The 17007-nt window shown below is 64.5% G+C and carries 17 protein-coding genes, 1 tRNA gene and 3 pseudogenes; 13 read left to right on the top strand and 8 right to left on the bottom strand.

The window, feature by feature from the left end; translation table 11 throughout:
• Nucleotides 1-389 precede the first annotated feature (389 nt).
• The 6 genes and pseudogenes from EO141_RS06325 (at nt 390) to EO141_RS06300 (ending at nt 4220) form a co-directional block, all read left to right on the top strand.
• Nucleotides 390-608 (top strand): hypothetical protein, encoded by a 219-nt coding sequence (locus tag EO141_RS06325; RefSeq protein WP_127168864.1) that lies wholly within the window; start codon nt 390-392, stop codon nt 606-608.
• Nucleotides 605-883: a hypothetical protein gene (locus EO141_RS06320; RefSeq protein WP_127168766.1), complete on the top strand. Its 279-nt coding sequence runs from the start codon at nt 605-607 to the stop codon at nt 881-883. The genes EO141_RS06325 and EO141_RS06320 overlap by 4 nt, the downstream gene beginning before the upstream one ends.
• Nucleotides 884-1232: 349 nt before the next feature.
• Nucleotides 1233-1664 carry a MarR family transcriptional regulator gene (locus tag EO141_RS06315; protein ID WP_104583151.1) on the top strand — a complete coding sequence of 144 codons (432 nt, stop codon included), beginning with the start codon at nt 1233-1235 and terminating at the stop codon, nt 1662-1664.
• Nucleotides 1665-1700: 36 nt separating this feature from the next.
• A pseudogene (locus EO141_RS06310) lies at nt 1701-2450 on the top strand (NAD(P)-binding domain-containing protein); the annotation flags it as partial.
• Nucleotides 2372-3217: an NAD(P)-binding domain-containing protein gene (locus EO141_RS06305; protein WP_241235986.1), complete on the top strand. Its 846-nt coding sequence runs from the start codon at nt 2372-2374 to the stop codon at nt 3215-3217. The pseudogene EO141_RS06310 and the gene EO141_RS06305, both read left to right, overlap by 79 nt.
• A 16-nt stretch (nt 3218-3233) precedes the next feature.
• Nucleotides 3234-4220 (top strand): NADPH:quinone oxidoreductase family protein, encoded by a 987-nt coding sequence (locus EO141_RS06300; RefSeq protein WP_127168764.1) that lies wholly within the window; start codon nt 3234-3236, stop codon nt 4218-4220.
• Between the two features lie 442 nt (nt 4221-4662).
• Here EO141_RS06300 and EO141_RS06295 read toward each other — a convergent pair whose 3' ends face one another.
• On the bottom strand, nt 4663-5400 hold the full coding sequence (locus EO141_RS06295; RefSeq protein ID WP_256359911.1) for an SDR family oxidoreductase: 738 nt from the start codon (nt 5398-5400) through the stop codon (nt 4663-4665).
• 202 nt (nt 5401-5602) lie between these two features.
• Here EO141_RS06295 and EO141_RS21835 point away from each other — a divergent pair.
• Both EO141_RS21835 and EO141_RS21830 read left to right on the top strand, forming a co-directional pair.
• A pseudogene (locus tag EO141_RS21835) lies at nt 5603-5725 on the top strand (hypothetical protein); the annotation flags it as partial.
• 184 nt (nt 5726-5909) lie between these two features.
• Nucleotides 5910-6176: a BCCT family transporter gene (locus tag EO141_RS21830; protein ID WP_206514782.1), complete on the top strand. Its 267-nt coding sequence runs from the start codon at nt 5910-5912 to the stop codon at nt 6174-6176.
• A 17-nt stretch (nt 6177-6193) separates the two neighbouring features.
• Here the strand turns inward: EO141_RS21830 and EO141_RS06285 are convergent, their stop codons facing one another.
• The 5 genes and pseudogenes from EO141_RS06285 to dtd form a co-directional block, all read right to left on the bottom strand.
• Nucleotides 6194-6418 carry an Arm DNA-binding domain-containing protein gene (locus EO141_RS06285; protein WP_127168863.1) on the bottom strand — a complete coding sequence of 75 codons (225 nt, stop codon included), beginning with the start codon at nt 6416-6418 and terminating at the stop codon, nt 6194-6196.
• Nucleotides 6419-6585: 167 nt separating this feature from the next.
• A tRNA-Ile gene (locus EO141_RS06280) sits at nt 6586-6661 on the bottom strand.
• A gap of 277 nt (nt 6662-6938) precedes the next feature.
• Nucleotides 6939-7252: pseudogene (locus tag EO141_RS06275) on the bottom strand (hypothetical protein).
• A 185-nt stretch (nt 7253-7437) separates the two neighbouring features.
• Entirely contained in the window at nt 7438-9312 is a 1875-nt protein-coding gene (rpoD, locus tag EO141_RS06270) for an RNA polymerase sigma factor RpoD (RefSeq protein WP_016902493.1), read from the bottom strand.
• A 107-nt stretch (nt 9313-9419) separates the two neighbouring features.
• A complete protein-coding gene (gene dtd / locus EO141_RS06265) occupies nt 9420-9860 on the bottom strand; it encodes a D-aminoacyl-tRNA deacylase (protein ID WP_115677810.1) in 441 nt (146 codons plus the stop codon).
• On the opposite strand from dtd, the gene EO141_RS06260 reads away from it, so the two are divergent.
• Nucleotides 9859-10875 carry a lauroyl acyltransferase gene (locus tag EO141_RS06260; RefSeq protein WP_206514781.1) on the top strand — a complete coding sequence of 339 codons (1017 nt, stop codon included), beginning with the start codon at nt 9859-9861 and terminating at the stop codon, nt 10873-10875. The genes dtd and EO141_RS06260 overlap by 2 nt on opposite strands.
• A gap of 76 nt (nt 10876-10951) precedes the next feature.
• On the opposite strand, the gene EO141_RS06255 is transcribed toward EO141_RS06260, so the two are convergent.
• Nucleotides 10952-11473: a GNAT family N-acetyltransferase gene (locus EO141_RS06255; protein ID WP_115677809.1), complete on the bottom strand. Its 522-nt coding sequence runs from the start codon at nt 11471-11473 to the stop codon at nt 10952-10954.
• A gap of 245 nt (nt 11474-11718) precedes the next feature.
• Here EO141_RS06255 and ribA point away from each other — a divergent pair, with 245 nt between their 5' ends.
• The 3 genes from ribA to EO141_RS06240 all read left to right on the top strand — a co-directional run bounded on the left by ribA (nt 11719) and on the right by EO141_RS06240 (nt 14970).
• The gene (ribA, locus tag EO141_RS06250) at nt 11719-12852 is read left to right on the top strand and encodes a GTP cyclohydrolase II RibA (protein WP_127168761.1); all 1134 of its coding nucleotides are present in this window, start codon (nt 11719-11721) and stop codon (nt 12850-12852) included.
• A 139-nt stretch (nt 12853-12991) separates the two neighbouring features.
• Nucleotides 12992-13468 carry a PH domain-containing protein gene (locus EO141_RS06245; RefSeq protein WP_104584141.1) on the top strand — a complete coding sequence of 159 codons (477 nt, stop codon included), beginning with the start codon at nt 12992-12994 and terminating at the stop codon, nt 13466-13468.
• The gene (locus EO141_RS06240) at nt 13465-14970 is read left to right on the top strand and encodes a PH domain-containing protein (RefSeq protein ID WP_127168760.1); all 1506 of its coding nucleotides are present in this window, start codon (nt 13465-13467) and stop codon (nt 14968-14970) included. The genes EO141_RS06245 and EO141_RS06240 overlap by 4 nt, the downstream gene beginning before the upstream one ends.
• A 90-nt stretch (nt 14971-15060) precedes the next feature.
• Here the strand turns inward: EO141_RS06240 and EO141_RS06235 are convergent, their stop codons facing one another.
• Nucleotides 15061-16119: a CDP-glycerol glycerophosphotransferase family protein gene (locus EO141_RS06235; RefSeq protein WP_127168759.1), complete on the bottom strand. Its 1059-nt coding sequence runs from the start codon at nt 16117-16119 to the stop codon at nt 15061-15063.
• On the opposite strand from EO141_RS06235, the gene EO141_RS06230 reads away from it, so the two are divergent.
• Entirely contained in the window at nt 16120-16944 is an 825-nt protein-coding gene (locus EO141_RS06230; RefSeq protein ID WP_127168758.1) for a glycosyltransferase family 2 protein, read from the top strand.
• Nucleotides 16945-17007: the final 63 nt, after the last annotated feature.

Here is a 17007-nt window from a genome sequence, read left to right as displayed (position 1 = left end):
GTGTGCTCGCTCACCGGCTACAGCGCCCAGCCCGAAAGAGCGTCAGGCACGCCTACGTAGTGCCGGAGTTTCTCGAAATGAGCTCTGCCAACTCCAATGCTTTCTCGTTGACACGCGCCATGAGCTGGGGCGAGGATGCGTGCGTCGCCGCATATTCGGCGACCGGGATTGGCGTCCCGGAACCTGAGGCGCACCAGCGCCCATCGATCGATGCATGGCGCTTTTTTTATCGCTCGCATCGTCGCGGGCGCATGCCGGCCAGCTTTATGGCGGGCGGTGCGCGGGGGTCGCAAGGCCCACCGGTCCTCAGGCCGGCACGCCAACCGCGTACCGTCCGTCACCCGGATTGGCGTCGGGGTGACGGATTTCCAAAACCTGAGGAAATCCACATGTCCTACGACACCCAAGAAACACCCGCGTCTGTGGCGCGTCAGATTGCCCAGCATGTCGGCCTGATCGCCAATACCTTCGAATGCAGCCATACCGCGTGGCTGAGCCGGTTGGCACGCCCCGCAAATACAGGCAAGGCCGTCCACGCCCTCACGTTTGCAGACTGCGAAGCAGCGCTCGCTGCAGTCGACGCCTTGCATGCGCAGGTGCGGCGATGAGCACGCGCAAACAGTTCCGCGTCTGCACGGGCGTCACCCTCAGCTTCGAAATGATGCAGGGCTATGTGCTGGCCATGCTGCATTCCCACGCGCAACCCGGTCTGCCGCCGGTCCTGATCGCCTGCGAAGCCGCTGGCCTTGATGACATATTGCCCGGCAGCGATGCGCACAGCGTGGTGCTGGGCCGGCTGCATGTCTGCATGCATGAGGACCCGGCAGTTGATGTCCTCACTTGGCTGCGCAGGCACGCGCACGGCGATGGAGCCGTACGATGACCACCACACACGTAATCGCTTATCCAGAAGACGCCGACTCCGCGATCAGCGAAGAAGGACACGAGGTCACCCGGTAGTTGCCGAGCCACAAAAATGGCACTTGGACGCGCGTCCAAGTGCCTGCTTTCTAGTGGTGGTCCACCAGGATTCGAACCTGTAACCAAAGGATTATGAGGCAGCACAAGTGAGCTTTTTGACAGTCACTTGGCTACGCTAATTTGCGGGCTGTACCTCTTGAGGTTGTTGATGAGGTTGGCTGGCACGTCAATTTTGAGCGTCGAGCTCAATAGCCAAGTTGCCATTAAATCGTGTACCGTTATATGGTGCACAAAATAAATGCAGGACAACTATGGCACGGAAACAGCAGAGCGTAGGTGAGCAGCTCTCGTTCGCGCTCTATGGCGCGGCTGGCCGAGTTACGCGGCTGCATAAGCCCCTATTGGAACCACTGGGCCTGACCTTCCCCCAGTACCTGGTCATCCTGAACCTGCTAGACGGTGCCCCACAGACTGTAGGCGAATTGGGGTCCCGCCTTGGAATGGATCCAGGCACGCTCACCCCGCTGCTGAAGCGCCTGCAGGTCGCTGGCATGGTGACCCGCACACGTGACCTGGACGACGAACGTCGGGTACTGGTCGACCTTACTGACGCCAGCCGAGCGATCGAACGTGAGATCCGTGCGGTTAACGGTCAGATCAAAGCAGCCTGTCAGTTGACGGAGGCGCAGATCCAGTCGCTGTGCAAAACCCTCGAAGGACTGGCCCACCCAGCGCCGGAATGATCGGCATCTAAGGATGCCGCCAATGAGGATAAGAAGAACCATATGAAAATAGGAATTCTGGGCGCGGGCAGTATCGGTACGACGCTCGCGCGGAAGCTGGCTGCGGCTGGACACTTCGTGAAAGTTGCTAATTCGCGTGGCCCTGAGACAGTTGATCTGCATGCATTGGCAACTGGAGCGCAGGCGGCCACCGCCGAGGCAGCTGCGAACGGTGTCGAAGTTCTGATCCTGTCGATGCCACACGCCGGCTTTGCCGAGGCGAAACACCTCGTTACACCGCTCCCCGCGCAGACGTCGGTGATCGATACATCGAACTACTTCCCCCAACGGGATCGGGTCAATCCTGCGATTGAGTCTGGCGCCGTCGAGAGCCAGTGGGTCCAGGACTTCTTCGGCCGGCCCATTGTCAAAGCATGGAACGCCGTCGCTGCGGCGCCTTTTGCCGAGTGCGGCCGACCACAGGGACATCCCGGACGCATCGCCATCCCTGTCGCCGCCGACCGTGCCCGTGACCGGCAAGTGGCAATGGCACTGGTAAACGATACCGGCTTCGATGGCTTCGACGCAGGCGTGCTTGAGCACTCCTGGCGACAGCAGCCCGGCTCGCCAGCGTATTGCACCCATCTCACCTACCCAGAAATCGGTGCTGCACTCGCTGCGGCCGAGCGCGACCGGCTTCCCAAACGTCGCGACTTGTCGGTCGCGATATTTGCAGAGCGGTTCGGTCACGGGGTCAATCCAGACGCCTGCACGATCACCAGGATCAGTCGCGCACTACAGATGTAACGCCAACAAGAGGTTCTATTGCCATGAAGATAGGAATACTTGGAACCGGGTTCATGGGTCGAGTCCTAGCCCGGAAACTCGCCGCAGCGGGGCATGACGTCAAGGTCGCAAACTCCCGCGGCCCTGGCAGCATCGCTGAAGAAATTCTTGAGACGGGCGCACATGCCGCAACAGCAGAAGAAGCGCTCCAGGATGTGGACGTGGTCATTCTGGCCATGCCCCATCCCGGCTTCGAGAAGATCAGGCACTTGGTAGCGGGCCTGCCCGAGCAGACAACGGTCATTGATATTTCTAACTACTTCCCCGGACGCGACCCCGTCAATCCTGAACTTGATGGTGACAAGGCAGAAAGCGAATGGGTACGTGACTACTTCGGCAGGCCCATCGCCAAGGCGTGGAACTCCATTGGAATGCTGTCTTTCGAAATCAACGGGCGCGGCAAGGGTGAGCAGGGGCGCATTGCCCTTCCCGTCTCGGCAGACCGGCCACAGGATCAGGAAATTGCCTTGCGCTTGGTGGAAGACACCGGATTTGATGGCTTCTACGCTGGATGTCTCGCCGATTCTTGGCGCCAGCAACCCGGCTCGCCGGTGTACATCACCGACCTGACTTTCGACGAGATGGGGCCTGCACTAGCGTCTGCAGAGCGGGACCGCCTGCCCAAGCGCCGTGACCTGTCGGCGCAGGTGTTTGCCGAGCGCGTGGGCGAGCGCGCATCCCCCGATGCAGAAACGGTGGTCAAAATCGCGCGTGCACTGTTCATTTAATAATTTGGAGATGCATATGAAGGCGTGGCAGGCGAGCTCCTTCGGAAAACCCAGCGATGTGCTGGAGCTGGTTGACGTTGACATACCCAGCCCTGGGCCCGGAGAGGCCCTGCTCAAGGTACTGGCGACGAACATCGGTCTGCCAGACCGCATGATGCTGGAAGGGCGTTACTTCTTGACTCCGCAGCCACCGGTGACGCCAGGCCAGGAAGTGGTGGGGATCGTGGAGGTGGCCGGGCCTGGATATCCCTTCCCCGTCGGCACGCGTGTGATCGGCGGCGCCAATTTCATGAGTGGTTCGGGCGGATTGGCCGAGTACTGCATCTCGCCGAGTGATGGAGCGGTACCTGCAGCCGATGACATGCCGGACGAGCAGGCCGCGGCGTTTCTCGGCACGTTTCACGTAGCCTATGTAGGACTAGTCAATCGCGCTCGCGCAGGCGTCGGCGAGACTCTGTTGGTGCTGGGCGGAAGTGGTGGCACAGGTTCGACAGCAATCCAGCTTGGCAAAGCGCTGGGCCTCAGGGTGATTGCGACCGTCAGAAGCGCTGATAAAGCCGCATTCTGCACCCGACAAGGAGCTGACCACGTGATCGTGACCGGTACGGAGTCACTGAGCGAACAAGTACGCAAGATCACCAACGGCAGAGGCGCCGACATCGTGTACGACACGGTTGGCAATCCACTGGCGGAACCGGCGCTCGAGGCAATAGCCATCGGCGGGCGATACGTCCTGGTTGGTTTTGCAGGCGGGGCAGATTTCCCGAGGATCGAGCCGCTCAAGATCCTAACGCTAGGCATCTCCGTCACCGGTGCACTGCACAGCGTGCGTACCCCCGAAGAACAAGAAGATGCCGTCACTGTCCTCGGTAAGTTCTTCTCGGAGGGAAAAATCTCGATGCCCATCGACCAAGTCGTGGCCTTCGCTGATGTGCCTCAGGCCCTGGAGCACCTCGGGGGTGGGGTGAGTGGCAAGCTGATCGCACGAGTCGGCGTGAACTGACTCCGATACAGGACGCTGAGGGGGGAGTAACGGGAGCGGCCCGCTCCCGCCCGGCATTGACGACGCTGAAGTGGCGCACAGTGAAAAGCTATCCAATCTGCGAAGCGTCAGTGTGTACCCGCAGGGCTTACCGCATCAGCCGTAACAACAACTCCCGGCATGGCGCCGAAAAGATCCTGCAGCCCCGTTGCCCGACCGTTATCGCGCAGGTGGCCCGGCTGGAAGTAGCGTGGTTGGCATCGCCCTGCCCGCCAAATGGCACATTTTCTGAAGTCCATCGAGGACAAGTAAATCAGTCAACTACCCAGGCACAACCCTATCTTTTATAGCCGATTATGTAGCTTATAAAAGATATTGAAATTGATTCCAGATACCGCTGCCTGAAGCTCCAGTCAGCGGCTATGACGGTGGTTCACGCCGATGTAGGAGCTAAGGTTTCCCTTTACGCAAGCAAACTGCCACCGTTGACTGAAATGGTTTGCCCAGTGATCCATCCGGCACGCGGCGAGAGCAGCCATTCGACACACGCGGTGATGTCATCGGGCTTGCCGACACGACCCACCAATGTCTGCTTCGCTATCCCTTCCACCATTTTGGCGCTGTCGCCAAAGCCGCCAGCTTCGAAGAACTCGGTATCACCGACAAAGCCTGGAGCGATAGCATTGGCCGTGATGCGTTGCTTGCCCACACGCCGTGCAAGGTCGCGGGTGTAGCCGTGCAGCGCAGCCTTAGCGGTTGCATAAGGTCCGCCCTGCCCGTCCAGGCCCGCCATTGAGCCGATGAGAACGATGCGGCCATCCGCTTCCATCCGTGGAAGCACCGCCTCGATCAGCAGCACGGCACTGAACAGGTTTTTACCTAAGGCATCGGACCACGCCCCTTCGATGGCCCCGACCGAACCGCCTGGCTGCTTGAATTCTCCCTGACCGCCTGCCGTAGCGACGATCGCATGCAATGCCTGATCGCCAATCGTTTCAACCACTGACTCGACATCGCTGACGACCGACAAGTCGCCAGTTGCGATCGACACCAATGCGGGATCTGCACTGAGCGAGGCAGTCTCCCTCAGGGAATGCTCACGTCTCCCAATCGCCAGGACGGGCCGGCCAGCTGCGACCAGCGACAGCGTGATGTCTCGGCCCATGCCACTTCCGGCTCCGGTAACTATCGTGAGGGCCACAGTGTTTTCCTTTTTGCGTTGAGGGGAGACTTTCGGTCATTCGCATCACGGCAGGGGAGCCCTGACCGCAATCTAATGGTGGGCTTGCAATCGTAGGGGCGCATTTGTTCGGATTCTGTCAGTCGAGCGTCGAGAGCCGAGGTCGGTCACCGCCGTCCGCCAGCGCATCCTGCCGCAGGTGTTCATCCCGACCGCGACGATCATGATCGCCCTGCTTGCACTAGCTGCCCTTGCGCCGGCAGTCGCTACCCGCTGGTTCACTGCGGCCAAGACCTGGGCCGCCAACGATGCCGGCTGGTTCACCATCCTGGCTGTCGCCGGATTCCTGGTAGTCGTGATCGGGGTTGCGGTGAGCGGTTATGGCCGCATCAAGCTGGGCCGGACCACCGTCCACCGGATTGCAACTATGGCTTTTGGTTTGCAATGCTGTTCGCTGCAGGCATGGGCATCGGGCTGATGTTCTTCGGCGTCGCCGAATCCATCACGCATTACGCACTCCGCCGGTCGGCGTGCCGGAATCGGCGGCGGCGGCGCGCCAGGCGATGCGCATCACTTTCTTCCAGTGGGGCATCCATGCCTGGGCGATCTATGCTGTCGTCGCACTTTCCCTGGCCTACTTCGCGTATCGGCACAACCTGCCGCTGCGCGTGCGATCTGCGCTCTACCCGCTGATTGGAGATCGCATCCACGGCCCGCTCGGACACGCAGTGGATGCGTTCGCCGCGCTAGGGACCATCTTCGGCCTGGCCACCTCGCTCGGCCTGGGGGTCATGTAGATCAACGCCGGCCTGAACTATCTTTTCGGCCTGGAGGTCAGCACGCGCTCCGCGCGCGCCTGCATCAATGACATGGCTGGGTATTCGCCAATGGTCACAATGCTTGGCTTGCCGGCATACCGATAGCGGTGGCGCCAAGCCTTCGAGGCCGTGGGACGAACCTCTATGCAGAGGCCGTTCGAGTCCGCCACCCGAAAGGCGGCCACTTTAGGTTTGAGCGCGCGAAGCTTGGCATCCGTGATGCATGTGAGTCAGATATTTGCGAGTCGGAGTAACCCGTTGCCGCTCCACGACTCACAGCCCGACTCGCTATTTCGCCGGATGCAACTGGATACCACTGGACGTCAAAAGATTTTCGAGTAGTTTCCCGCGATTCTTGGACTAACTCGCACATCCCTGGACTGCTTTTTGGTGGGCCCACCAGGATTCGAACCTGGAACCAAAGGATTATGAGTCCTCTGCTCTAACCGTTGAGCTATAGGCCCGGCAGGGTGGGTGGCGAGATGCGGGGCATGTCGGACCGTCCAGCTGAGGCGAAAGTTTACCTGTCCGCGCGCGTCGCTGTCTGCTGACATCCGGCGTCGATGAGGACAAGCGCCTGCACCCACCTGCGCTTGCCCGCACAAAAAAGCCCGGCGCAAGCCGGGCTCTTGAATCTGGACGCGGTCAGGGTGCGCTGCGCACCATTGGCGGTGCAAGATCCGGTAGCTACTGGCACCCAGCAATCAGCACTCCCGAATCCCCACTCCCCAATCTCAGCCTCTAAGCCACCTCAAGCTGCGCATCGACCAGCTGCCGGCCCGCGCGGAATCCCTGCGCGATGGCTTCCTGGTAGGTCTCCCAGCCCGCTTCCCGGCCACTGATGCGTGGCTGGCGTTTGCCGCCCAATGCATACACGTCGACCCACAGCGTCCACTTGGCGCCAGGGGACGCCTGCTCGGCGCGTACGCGAATCTCGTGCTCGCGGTATGTGGTGGTTTCAAACCGGCTTTGCCTGCTCATACGACGGCCTCGTTCCATTCGTCCATCAACTTAGAAGCCACGGCTAGAACGTCACGTGAGCCTGGAACAAACATCGGCTTCATGTTGCGCCGCTGTCTGGCTTCGTCGCCGAGGCGTGAACGTCAGCTGCGCCATCCCCGACGCATCTTGGTTCGGCAAACGTCCACCCAACAAGCATAGCCTGCGGCACGCCCCACAACGCAACAGCCCCGCAAGTGCGGGGCTGTTGTGTGATCACTGCACCAGTACGACGACTGGATCAGTCGATGTCCAGGAACGAGCGCAGCTGCTCCGAACGGCTCGGGTGACGCAGCTTGCGCAACGCCTTGGCCTCTATCTGACGAATCCGCTCGCGGGTGACGTCGAACTGCTTGCCGACTTCTTCCAACGTGTGATCGGTATTCATGTCGATACCGAAGCGCATCCGCAGCACCTTGGCCTCGCGCGGGGTCAGCCCGGCCAGCACGTCACGCACCGTCTCGGAGAGATTGATGTTGGTGGTGTTGTCGATCGGGGACTCCACGTTGGTGTCCTCGATGAAGTCGCCCAGATGCGAATCCTCGTCGTCGCCGATCGGGGTTTCCATCGAGATCGGCTCCTTGGCGATCTTCATCACCTTGCGGATCTTGTCCTCGGGCATGTCCATTTCCTTGGCCAGCTCCTCCGGCGTAGCCTCGCGGCCGAACTGCTGAAGCATCTGGCGGGAAATGCGGTTCAACTTGTTGATCGTTTCGATCATGTGCACCGGAATACGGATGGTGCGCGCCTGATCGGCGATCGAACGGGTGATGGCCTGACGGATCCACCACGTTGCATACGTCGAGAACTTGTAACCGCGACGGTATTCGAACTTGTCCACGGCCTTCATCAGGCCGATGTTGCCTTCCTGGATCAGGTCGAGGAACTGCAGGCCACGGTTGGTGTACTTCTTGGCGATGGAGATGACCAGGCGCAGGTTGGCCTCGACCATTTCCTTCTTGGCCTTGCGTGCCTTGGCTTCGCCATAGGCCATCGCGCGACTGATCTCCTTGATCTCGCCCAGGGTCAGGTAGTTGGCCTTCTCCATCTCGATCGAGCCCTGCTGCTCGGAGACGATCTGGTCCTTGACGTCGCGCAGCGCCGACGACCACTTCTGCTTGCGCTTGAGTGCGTCTTCCACCCATTCCAGGTTGGTCTGGTTGCCTTCCCAGGAGCGGATGAAATCCTTGCGCGGCATGCGTGCCACGGTGGTGGCCAGGTGCAGCACCTTGCGCTCGTGGTCCTTGATGCCGTTGACCACGCCACGCAGCTGGGTGACCAGCGCATCGGTCAGCGGCAGCGGCAGCTTGAGCGTGGTGAAGATGGCGGCCATGTCCTCGCGCGCCTTGACCACCAGCTTGTGCTCGGCGCCGTTCTTGGCATAGATCTTCTTGAACTTGGCGTATTCGTTGGCCAGGTTCTCCATGCGCGTGGCCACTTCCACCGGGTCCGGACCGGTCGGGCCGGCCTCTTCCTCGGCAGCGTCGTCATCGCCGTCTTCGTCGTCGTCTTCATCGACCGCATCCTCGTCGACCGCGACCGGGCCGGCGGCGGCCAGCGCGGCAGCGGCGGCGTCGGCTTCTTCGATCAGGTCGTTGAAGCCGACCACGATCTCGGCCAGACGCTTCTTGCCTTCCTTGTGCGCTTCGTAATCGGCCAGCAGCATTTCGGTCGACAGCGGGAACACGCCCAGTGCTGCCTGGACCTGGCTCAGGCCTTCTTCGATACGCTTGGCAATGGCGATTTCGCCTTCGCGGGTCAGCAGCTCGACCGTGCCCATTTCGCGCATGTACATACGCACCGGGTCGGTGGTGCGGCCACCTTCGGTGTCGAGCGCGGTCAGCGCGGCGGCAGCTTCCTCGGCTGCGGTGTCGTCAACCTCGCGGTTGCCGGTGTTGCCATCGTTGAGCAACAGGGTTTCAGCATCGGGCGCAACTTCATGGACATCGATGCCCATGCCGTTGATCATGCTGATGATGTCTTCGATCTGCTCCGGGTCGACCAGGTCGTCGGGCAGGTGGTCATTGACTTCGGCGTAGGTCAGATAGCCCTGTTCCAGGCCCTTGCTGATCAGTAGCTTGATGTCGGATTGCTGGGCAGGACGTTCGTTGGCCATGAGTGCTCGCGCCACCGGCTTTGAGATTGGAAAGAGAACCTAGCATTATACCAGCGTGAAGCCCGGTCTGCCGGATTCAAGACAGGACCGCTGGTGGACGTGGGTTTCTAGGGTCTGAGAAGGAAAGTCACCGGGCCATCGTTGACCAGGTCGACAACCATATGGGCACCGAAGCGCCCGGTTTCCACCCCGCCGCGATGTTTTTGCCGGCAGATCGCCACCAATTGATTGAACGCCCGTTCAGCCTCCACAGGCGGCGCCGCCGTGCTGAAGCCGGGGCGATTGCCGGAACGGGTGTCCGCGGCCAGGGTGAACTGGCTGACCAGCAGCAGGCCGCCGCCGGTGTCGGCGAGTGAGTGGTTCATCTTGCCGGTGTCGTCGGCGAACACGCGGTAGCCGAGCAGGCGCTCGGCCAGGCGCCGGATCTGCGCGTCGCTGTCGCCGGGCTCTACCCCGACCAGCGCCAGCAGCCCGGGACCGATCTGCCCGACGGTCTGCGCATCGACCGTGACTGCGGCGCGGGTGACGCGTTGGATCAGCGCAAGCATGGGCACTCTCAGGCAGCAAACCGGGCCGCGCAGCATGCCCAGCGCCGCCCGTGCTGTCACGCGCGGGCCTTGGCCGGCCGCGCTGTTTAGAATTGCGCGGATGAAACCCGATGTCCGTGCCCGCCTGCTCTACGCCACCGCCGCCACCGTGGGCCGCCTGCCGTGGCCGCTGCTCAAACGTGTGGCCGACGCGCTGGCCTGGAGCTGGCGCAAGCTCGATGCACGCGAGTCCCGAGTGACACGCCGCAACCTGGAGCTGGCGTACCCGGAACTGGATGCCGGCCAGCGCGCGCAGCTGCATGCGCAGGTGCTGCGGTCGACCGCGCGGCAGACGCTGGAAGTGCTGCGTACCTGGACCCGCCCGCCGGCCGAGAACCTGGCGCGGCTGAAGCGCAATGGCCAGGAACTCTACGACGCGGCGCTGGCCTCCGGGCGCGGCGTCATCGTGGCCGCGCCGCACTTCGGCAACTGGGAGCTGCTCAACCAGTGGCTGTCCGAACGCGGGCCGATTGCCATCGTCTACCGCCCGCCGGAATCGGACACGGTGGACGGCTTCCTGCAACTGGCCCGCGGCGGCGACAACGTGCGCCAGGTGCGTGCCGAAGGCCCGGCGGTGCGGCAGTTGTTCAAGGTGCTCAAGGACGGCGGTGCGGTCGGCATCCTGCCCGACCAGCAGCCGAAAATGGGCGATGGCGTGTTTGCGCCGTTCTTCGGCATCCCCGCCCTGACCATGACCCTGGTCAACCGGCTTGCCGAGCGCACCGGCGCGATCGTGCTGTATGGCTGGTGCGAACGCGCCGGCGGTGACCTGCAGTTTGCGCTGCATGTGCAGCCGGCCGACCCTGCAGTGGCCGACGCCGACCCGGTGCGCGCCGCCAGCGCGCTCAACGCAGGCATCGAACAGATCGCCCGGCGCGACCCGGCGCAGTACCAATGGACCTACAAGCGCTACACGCTACGCCCGCCGGGCAGCGGCGAGGCCAATCCATATGCGACCGAGCGGCATCCGCACTGACCGCGGCGGACTGCAGACAGATCCGCTTGCGCAAAGTGCCGCCGCCGTTGCGGCGTTGGCAACCACCGCCACAGGCTCAATCGTCGTGCGGATCGGCCGGGGTGGCCAGGATGCGCTGATAGAACGCCAGGTCCAGCCAACGGCCGAACTTGAAACCGGCCTCGCGCACGGTGCCGGCGTGGGTGAAGCCGAATTGTTCGTGCAAGGCGATGCTGGCCTGATTGCTGGCATCGATACCGCCGACCAGCACATGCACGCCGCGCTGTTCTGCCGCCGCGATCACACCCTGCAACAGCAGGCGTCCCAGGCCCTTGCCGCGATGGTCGCGGTGCACGTAGACCGAATGCTCGACGCTGTACTTGAACGCCGGCCAGGCGCGGAAGGTGCCGTAGCTGGCAAAGCCCATCAGGCTGCCGTCGGCCGCTTCCACCCCGATCACCGGAAAGCCGCCTGCACGCTTGGTGGCAAACCAGCCGACCATGCTTTCCGGCGGCCGCGGCTTGTAGTCGTACAACGCGGTGGAGGTGGCGATGGCGTCGTTGAAGATGTCCAGGATGGCGCTGGCGTGGCGGTCTTCGCTGCAGTCGATAAGAGACATGGGATCCGATACGGGCAGGGGGGTCTGGGGATTAAAAGGCATTGCCCGGCGATGAACAACGCAGCCGGCATGCAACCAATCCACGCCTGCCGTGCAACTCAAACGGCGGGCGCTGGATGCAGCGTTCCACCCGGCCGTGGCGACTGGCGATTGCGAACCACGCGACAATGGCCGCATGCGGCAGGCAGTGGCCGCGGCAGCGTCCGCCTTGAAGCGGCCGTGGCAATCCCCATCTGGAGTCGTGCATGAGCAGCCCCGTCCCCTCCCCCAGCGCACAGGCCTTCGGTGATCCGGCGGCGATCCGCTGCGAGCGCGCCGCCTCCGAGCTGCGCGCTGGCCGCCCGGTGCTGCTGACCGCGGCCAACGGGCAGGCACGCGCGGTACTGGCATTGGACAGCAGCACCGCGCAGTCGTATGCGGCCTTCGCACGTGCGGCGCAGCGCCGGCACTATCTGTTCGTCACCCCGACCCGTGCCCAGGTGCTGGGCCTGAACGCCCCGCAGGGCGCACGCGTGGCACTGGCCGAGCACGACTACGACCAGCTCGCGGCCCTGGCCTACCTGCGCGACACCCCGGTCCCGACGCAGTGGACCGCGGGCGATGCGCTGGACGCAGGCGTGGTGGAGATCGCGCGGCTGGGACTGCTGCTGCCGGCGATGCTGGCGGTGGAGCTGCACGACGCGGATGACCAGGCCGCCTTCGCCGGCTGCCAGTCGCTGGCACTGGACGATCTGGCCAGCGGTTGCGCTACATCCGCCGCTGCCGGCTACGAGTTGGTCACCCGCACGCCGGTGCCGTTGCGCGGGCTGGGGATGAGCGAGTTCGTGGTGTTTCGCGGCGGGGTGGCGCAGCGCGACCAGGTGGCGATCGTGGTCGGCCAGCCCGACCTGTCGGCCGCAGTGCCGGTGCGCGTGCATTCCTCCTGCCTGACCGGCGATCTGTTCGGCTCGCTCAAATGCGATTGCGGCGACCAGCTGCGGCATGGCCTGGCCAAGCTGAAGGACCTCGGCGGCGGCGTGCTGCTGTACCTGGACCAGGAAGGCCGCGGCACCGGCATCGCCGCCAAGATGCGCGCGTACGGCTACCAGCATGCCGGCCTGGACACCATCGACGCCGACGCGCAACTGGGCTTTGGCCCGGACGAGCGCCGCTACGGCAGTGCGGTGGCGATGCTGCGCGGCTTGGGGATCGGCCGGATCCGGCTGCTGACCAACAATCCCGCCAAGGCCGAGCGCCTGCGCGCGGCCGGTATCGCGGTCGAAGACCGCATCCCGGTGACCGGCGACATCACTGCGGAAAACGAGCAGTACCTGCGTACCAAGGCCGCGCGCGCCGGGCATGCGCTGGATGTGGACGCGCTGATCCTGGCCGCACAGTAAGCGCCGCCTGCGCCGGATGCGCCCGCCCTCGGCGCCCGGCTATGCTTGCGCACCGCTTCTGCAGGCCAGCCTTGTGCACGACGCTCCACCGCCGCACCCCGAGGTCATCGTCACCGCCGCGCCGGCAGAGGGTCCGGCCGTGGACCACACGCAGTGGCAGCCGCTACCGCAGCGCGGGGCCTATGTGGCCGGCGTCAACGGCGCACTGGGCGGCGGATGTGCCGGGCTGATCGCGGCCGGCGTGACCGCCACGGGGTTGCACGCCTGGCATCACTGGCCGCTGGTGCTGGGCCTGACCGTGGTTGCCGCGCTGCTGGGCGCGTGGTTCGCGGTCAAACGGCATCGGCTCACCCACTGGAAACTCGACCACCACGGGCTGGCGCTGCAACGCGGTCATCTCTGGCAGAGCGACACGCGCATTCCGATTTCGCGCGTGCAGCACGTGGACCTGCGCCGCGGCCCGATCGAACGCGCCACCGGGCTGACCACGCTGGTGGTGCATACCGCCGGCAGCAGGCTCAACGCGGTGGCCTTGTCCGGCCTGGATCAGGGCGATGCCGAACGCCTGCGCGACCGCCTCGCCCGCCAGCTCGATCACGACGACGACGCGCTGTGAGTGCCATCGAACATCCCGGCCAGGACGAGCAGCGCCTGCATCCGTTGTCGTGGGTGTTCGTGCTGTTGCAGCAGATCCGCCAGTTCCTGATTCCGCTGGCGGCCTTGATCCTGTTCGGCAGCCGCGATGGCAGCCGCGACTCGGCCGACCACATCGCCACCGGCGTGGTGATGACGGTGCTGGTGGCGATCTCGGTGCTGCGCTATTTCACCTACCGCTACCGCATCGGCACCGATGGCGTGGCGATCCGCAGCGGGCTGCTGGAACGCAGCCGGCGCGATATCCCGTTCGCGCGCATCCACAACGTGGTGGTGCACCAGTCGCTGCTGCACCGGCTGGCCGGGGTGGCCGAAGTGCGCCTGGAATCGGCCGGTGGCCACAAGCCCGAAGCGGAAATGCGCGTGCTGCGGCTGGACCAGGCGCTGGCGCTGGAAGACCTGATCCGTCGCCGCACGCATGATGCCGACGCCACGACGCCGCAGCCCGAGGCCGACAGCAACAGCTTGCTGCGCCTGCCGTTGGGCGAAGTGATCCGGCTGGGGCTGATCTCCAATCGCGGCATGGTGGTGGTGGCTGCCAGCTTCGGCGTGATCTACCAGATGATCCCGCGCCGCACGGTGTCCAACTTCGTCGAGCACAACGGCGAGCTGGCGTACCGCTATGTCAGCCAGGTCCATCCGGGGACGGCCGTCGCCGCGACCCTGGTGGTGCTCGGCACCCTGGCCGTGCTGATCGCGATGCGCGCCTTGTCGGTGGCCCTGGCGGTGGCGCAGTACCACGGCTTCCACCTCAGCCAATCCGAGCGCCGCCTGACCGTGGAGCGCGGCCTGCTGACGCGCATCCGCAGCAGTGTGGCGCTGCGGCGCATCCAGTCGTGGACGTTGTACGAAAGCCGCCTGCATCGCCTGTTCGGCCGTCGCCAGTTGCGGGTGGAGACCGCAGTGGCCGGCACCGCCGACAGCGAAGGCAGCGCATTGAAGGAGCTTGCGCCGATCGCCGAGCCCCAGCGCTGCGATGCCTTGTTGCAGCGCCTGCTGCCGGGGATTGCCTGGCCGCCTGCGCAGTGGCAGGCGATCGCCACGCATTGCTGGTGGCGATTGAGCCTGCCCACGCTGTTGGTGCTGCTGCCGCTGGTGGGCGGCCTGGCCTGGCAATTCGGCAACCAGGCGGCGTGGTTGCTGCTGTGGTTGCCGTGGAGTGCGTTCAAGGCGCATCGCCAGGTGCACCGCATGGGCTATGCGGTGGATGCGCGGTTTGTCGCCGTGCGCGGCGGCTGGTGGAAACGCTGGTGGCGGCTGGCCGAGCTGGACAAGCTGCAGGCGCTGCAACTGCAACGCTCGCCGCTGGATCGCCTGTCCGGCACCGCAACGCTGTGGCTGGACACCGCCGGCGCCAGCCCGACCGGCCCGGGGTTACGCCTGCGCTTTGTGCCGTTGGCACAGGCGCAGGCGCTGCAGGCCCGGTTGGGTGCCGCGTTGACGCGGCGCAAGTTGCGTTGGTGAGTTGGGAATCGGGAATCGGGATTAGGGATTCGGGATTGGTTGAAGACTGCTGATAGGCAGCCACTTGGAGCCACTGATCAAACCCCGGTTTCAGCGCCGGGACGGGCCCCAGTATCCGAGCTCGCGGCGGATCTGCAGGCCGCGCCACACTGCGCCCAGCGGCTTGCGCCGCAGTGGACCGAGCTTGCCGGCGATGAAGTCCTCGGTCGCTGCAATCACCCGCTCCGACGACTGCCCGTCGCGGTACGGGTGGATCGCGTCGGCATACCTGGCCAGCGCGCTGCGCAGCGCCGCATCCGGCGCCAACGCGCGCGCCAGCTGCTGTGGTAATTGCCCGGGCTGCTGGAAGTCCAGCATATGCGGCTGTGGCACGCGGTTGCGGAAGGTCACCACCGGTTTGTGCTGCACCACGAACTCGGACACGATCGATGAGGTATCCGACACCAGCACATCGGCCGCACGCTGCGCGGCCATGACCTGTTCGGGTTCGACAAAGCATGCATGCGGCCCGGCCAACGCGCGATAGCGATCGAACAGCTCCGGCGCGCACTTCGGGTGCAGGGTCAGCAGCCAGTAATGCGCACCGCGCGCGATATCGGGGGCGATTTCGTCATAGAGCGCGGGCGCAGCGCTCAAGCGCTCGGTAAACGTGGAGCCGAACAGGATCACCGGCCGCCCGTTGGCGGGCGCGCGCAGTGCAGCGCTGCGTCCGCCATCGTCGCGAAACACCGGGTCGAGCTTGGGCCAGCCGGTTTCGACCACCGCGAAATGCCCTTCGCGCTCGGCCAGTGCGCGAAACGGCGCCGTGGTGGCCGGGCCCTGGGTGCAATACAGATCGAACAGTCCACGCACGCGGAAGTGCCCACGGTTGTCTTCGCGTTTCTGCACGTTGAAACCATGGAACAGCTGCACCTTGGCACCGGCAATGAACGGCGGCACCCAGTTGGCCGCGCTGAACACCGCCTGCGGGCGCAGCGACAGCGCCTCGCGCAGGCCGACCTGGCGCACATCCGGCAACACCAGCCCGCGCGCACCACCCTCGAACCAGGCCGACACGGCGTGCCCGCGGGCCTGTAATGCCTGCGCCAATGGCGCCAGAATAGGCAACGCGTAACGCTCCGTTGCGAACAGCAGGTATTGAGCCATCACATGTCCTCTTCGACCGCACCCGACGAACGGCCGCGCATCAGCGCCTGCATTATCGCGTTCAACGAGGCCGATCGCCTACGCGACTGCCTGCGCTCGCTGGCGTTCTGCGACGAGATCGTGGTGGTGGACTCCGGCTCCACCGATGCCACCGTGACGCTTGCCACCGCACATGGCGCACGCGTCCTGCAACGTACCTTCGATGGCTATCGCAGCCAGAAGGCGTTCTGCGTGGCGCAGGCCAGCCATGACTGGGTGTTGTGCCTGGATGCCGACGAACGCGTCAGCGATGGCTTGCGTGCGTCGATCATTGCCGCGCGCGATGGCGGTTTTGCCGGTGCGGCCGGCTATCGCTTCGCACGGCTGTCGGATTATTTCGGCCGGTTCCTGCGCCATGGCAATGCGTATCCGGATCGGGTGCTGCGCCTGTTCGATCGACGCCGTGGCGGCTGGCGCGGCAAGCGCGAGATCCACGAAGCGGCCAGTGTCGACGGGGCGGTCATGACCCTGGCGGGCGACCTGATCCACTACCCCTACCGCTCGCTGGCGCAGCAACTGGCCAAGACCCAGCGCTACGCGCAGATGATGGCCGAGCACGACTACGCGCGCGGCAAGCGTGCGACCTGGAACAAGCTGGTGCTGGCACCGGCCTGGCGCTTCTGGCGCGGCTACCTGCTGCGTGGCGGGTTTCGCGATGGCTGGCACGGCTTGATCTACGCCTATGTCCGCGCCAACTACGTGCGCCAGAAGACCATCATGTTGTGGCTGCTGCAGCACAACCAACCGGTGCAGGATCCGCCGCGCGTGGACGATCGCCGCGACGGCTGAACGCAGCGACCCGCTTGCGACCGCCGCGACGGCTGCACCCGCCGCCAGGTCGGCGCTCCGAGC

This window comes from Xanthomonas sp. BRIP62415 (assembly GCF_003993515.1).
In the GTDB taxonomy this organism is placed as follows: domain Bacteria; phylum Pseudomonadota; class Gammaproteobacteria; order Xanthomonadales; family Xanthomonadaceae; genus Xanthomonas; species Xanthomonas euroxanthea.
Note: the sequence above shows the minus strand (reverse complement) of the source record. Positions and strands in the feature narration are given on the sequence as shown.

Excerpts from the sequence above, each read along its gene's own strand:
- EO141_RS06325 (WP_127168864.1), top strand. The coding sequence starts at position 390 with ATGTCCTACGACACCCAAGAAACACCCGCGTCTGTGGCGCGTCAGATT.
- EO141_RS06320 (WP_127168766.1), top strand. The coding sequence starts at position 605 with ATGAGCACGCGCAAACAGTTCCGCGTCTGCACGGGCGTCACCCTCAGC.
- EO141_RS06315 (WP_104583151.1), top strand. The coding sequence starts at position 1,233 with ATGGCACGGAAACAGCAGAGCGTAGGTGAGCAGCTCTCGTTCGCGCTC.
- EO141_RS06300 (WP_127168764.1), top strand. The coding sequence starts at position 3,234 with ATGAAGGCGTGGCAGGCGAGCTCCTTCGGAAAACCCAGCGATGTGCTG.
- rpoD (WP_016902493.1), bottom strand. The coding sequence starts at position 9,312 with ATGGCCAACGAACGTCCTGCCCAGCAATCCGACATCAAGCTACTGATC.
- EO141_RS06260 (WP_206514781.1), top strand. The coding sequence starts at position 9,859 with ATGGGCACTCTCAGGCAGCAAACCGGGCCGCGCAGCATGCCCAGCGCC.
- dtd (WP_115677810.1), bottom strand. The coding sequence starts at position 9,860 with ATGCTTGCGCTGATCCAACGCGTCACCCGCGCCGCAGTCACGGTCGAT.
- EO141_RS06255 (WP_115677809.1), bottom strand. The coding sequence starts at position 11,473 with ATGTCTCTTATCGACTGCAGCGAAGACCGCCACGCCAGCGCCATCCTG.
- ribA (WP_127168761.1), top strand. The coding sequence starts at position 11,719 with ATGAGCAGCCCCGTCCCCTCCCCCAGCGCACAGGCCTTCGGTGATCCG.
- EO141_RS06230 (WP_127168758.1), top strand. The coding sequence starts at position 16,120 with ATGTCCTCTTCGACCGCACCCGACGAACGGCCGCGCATCAGCGCCTGC.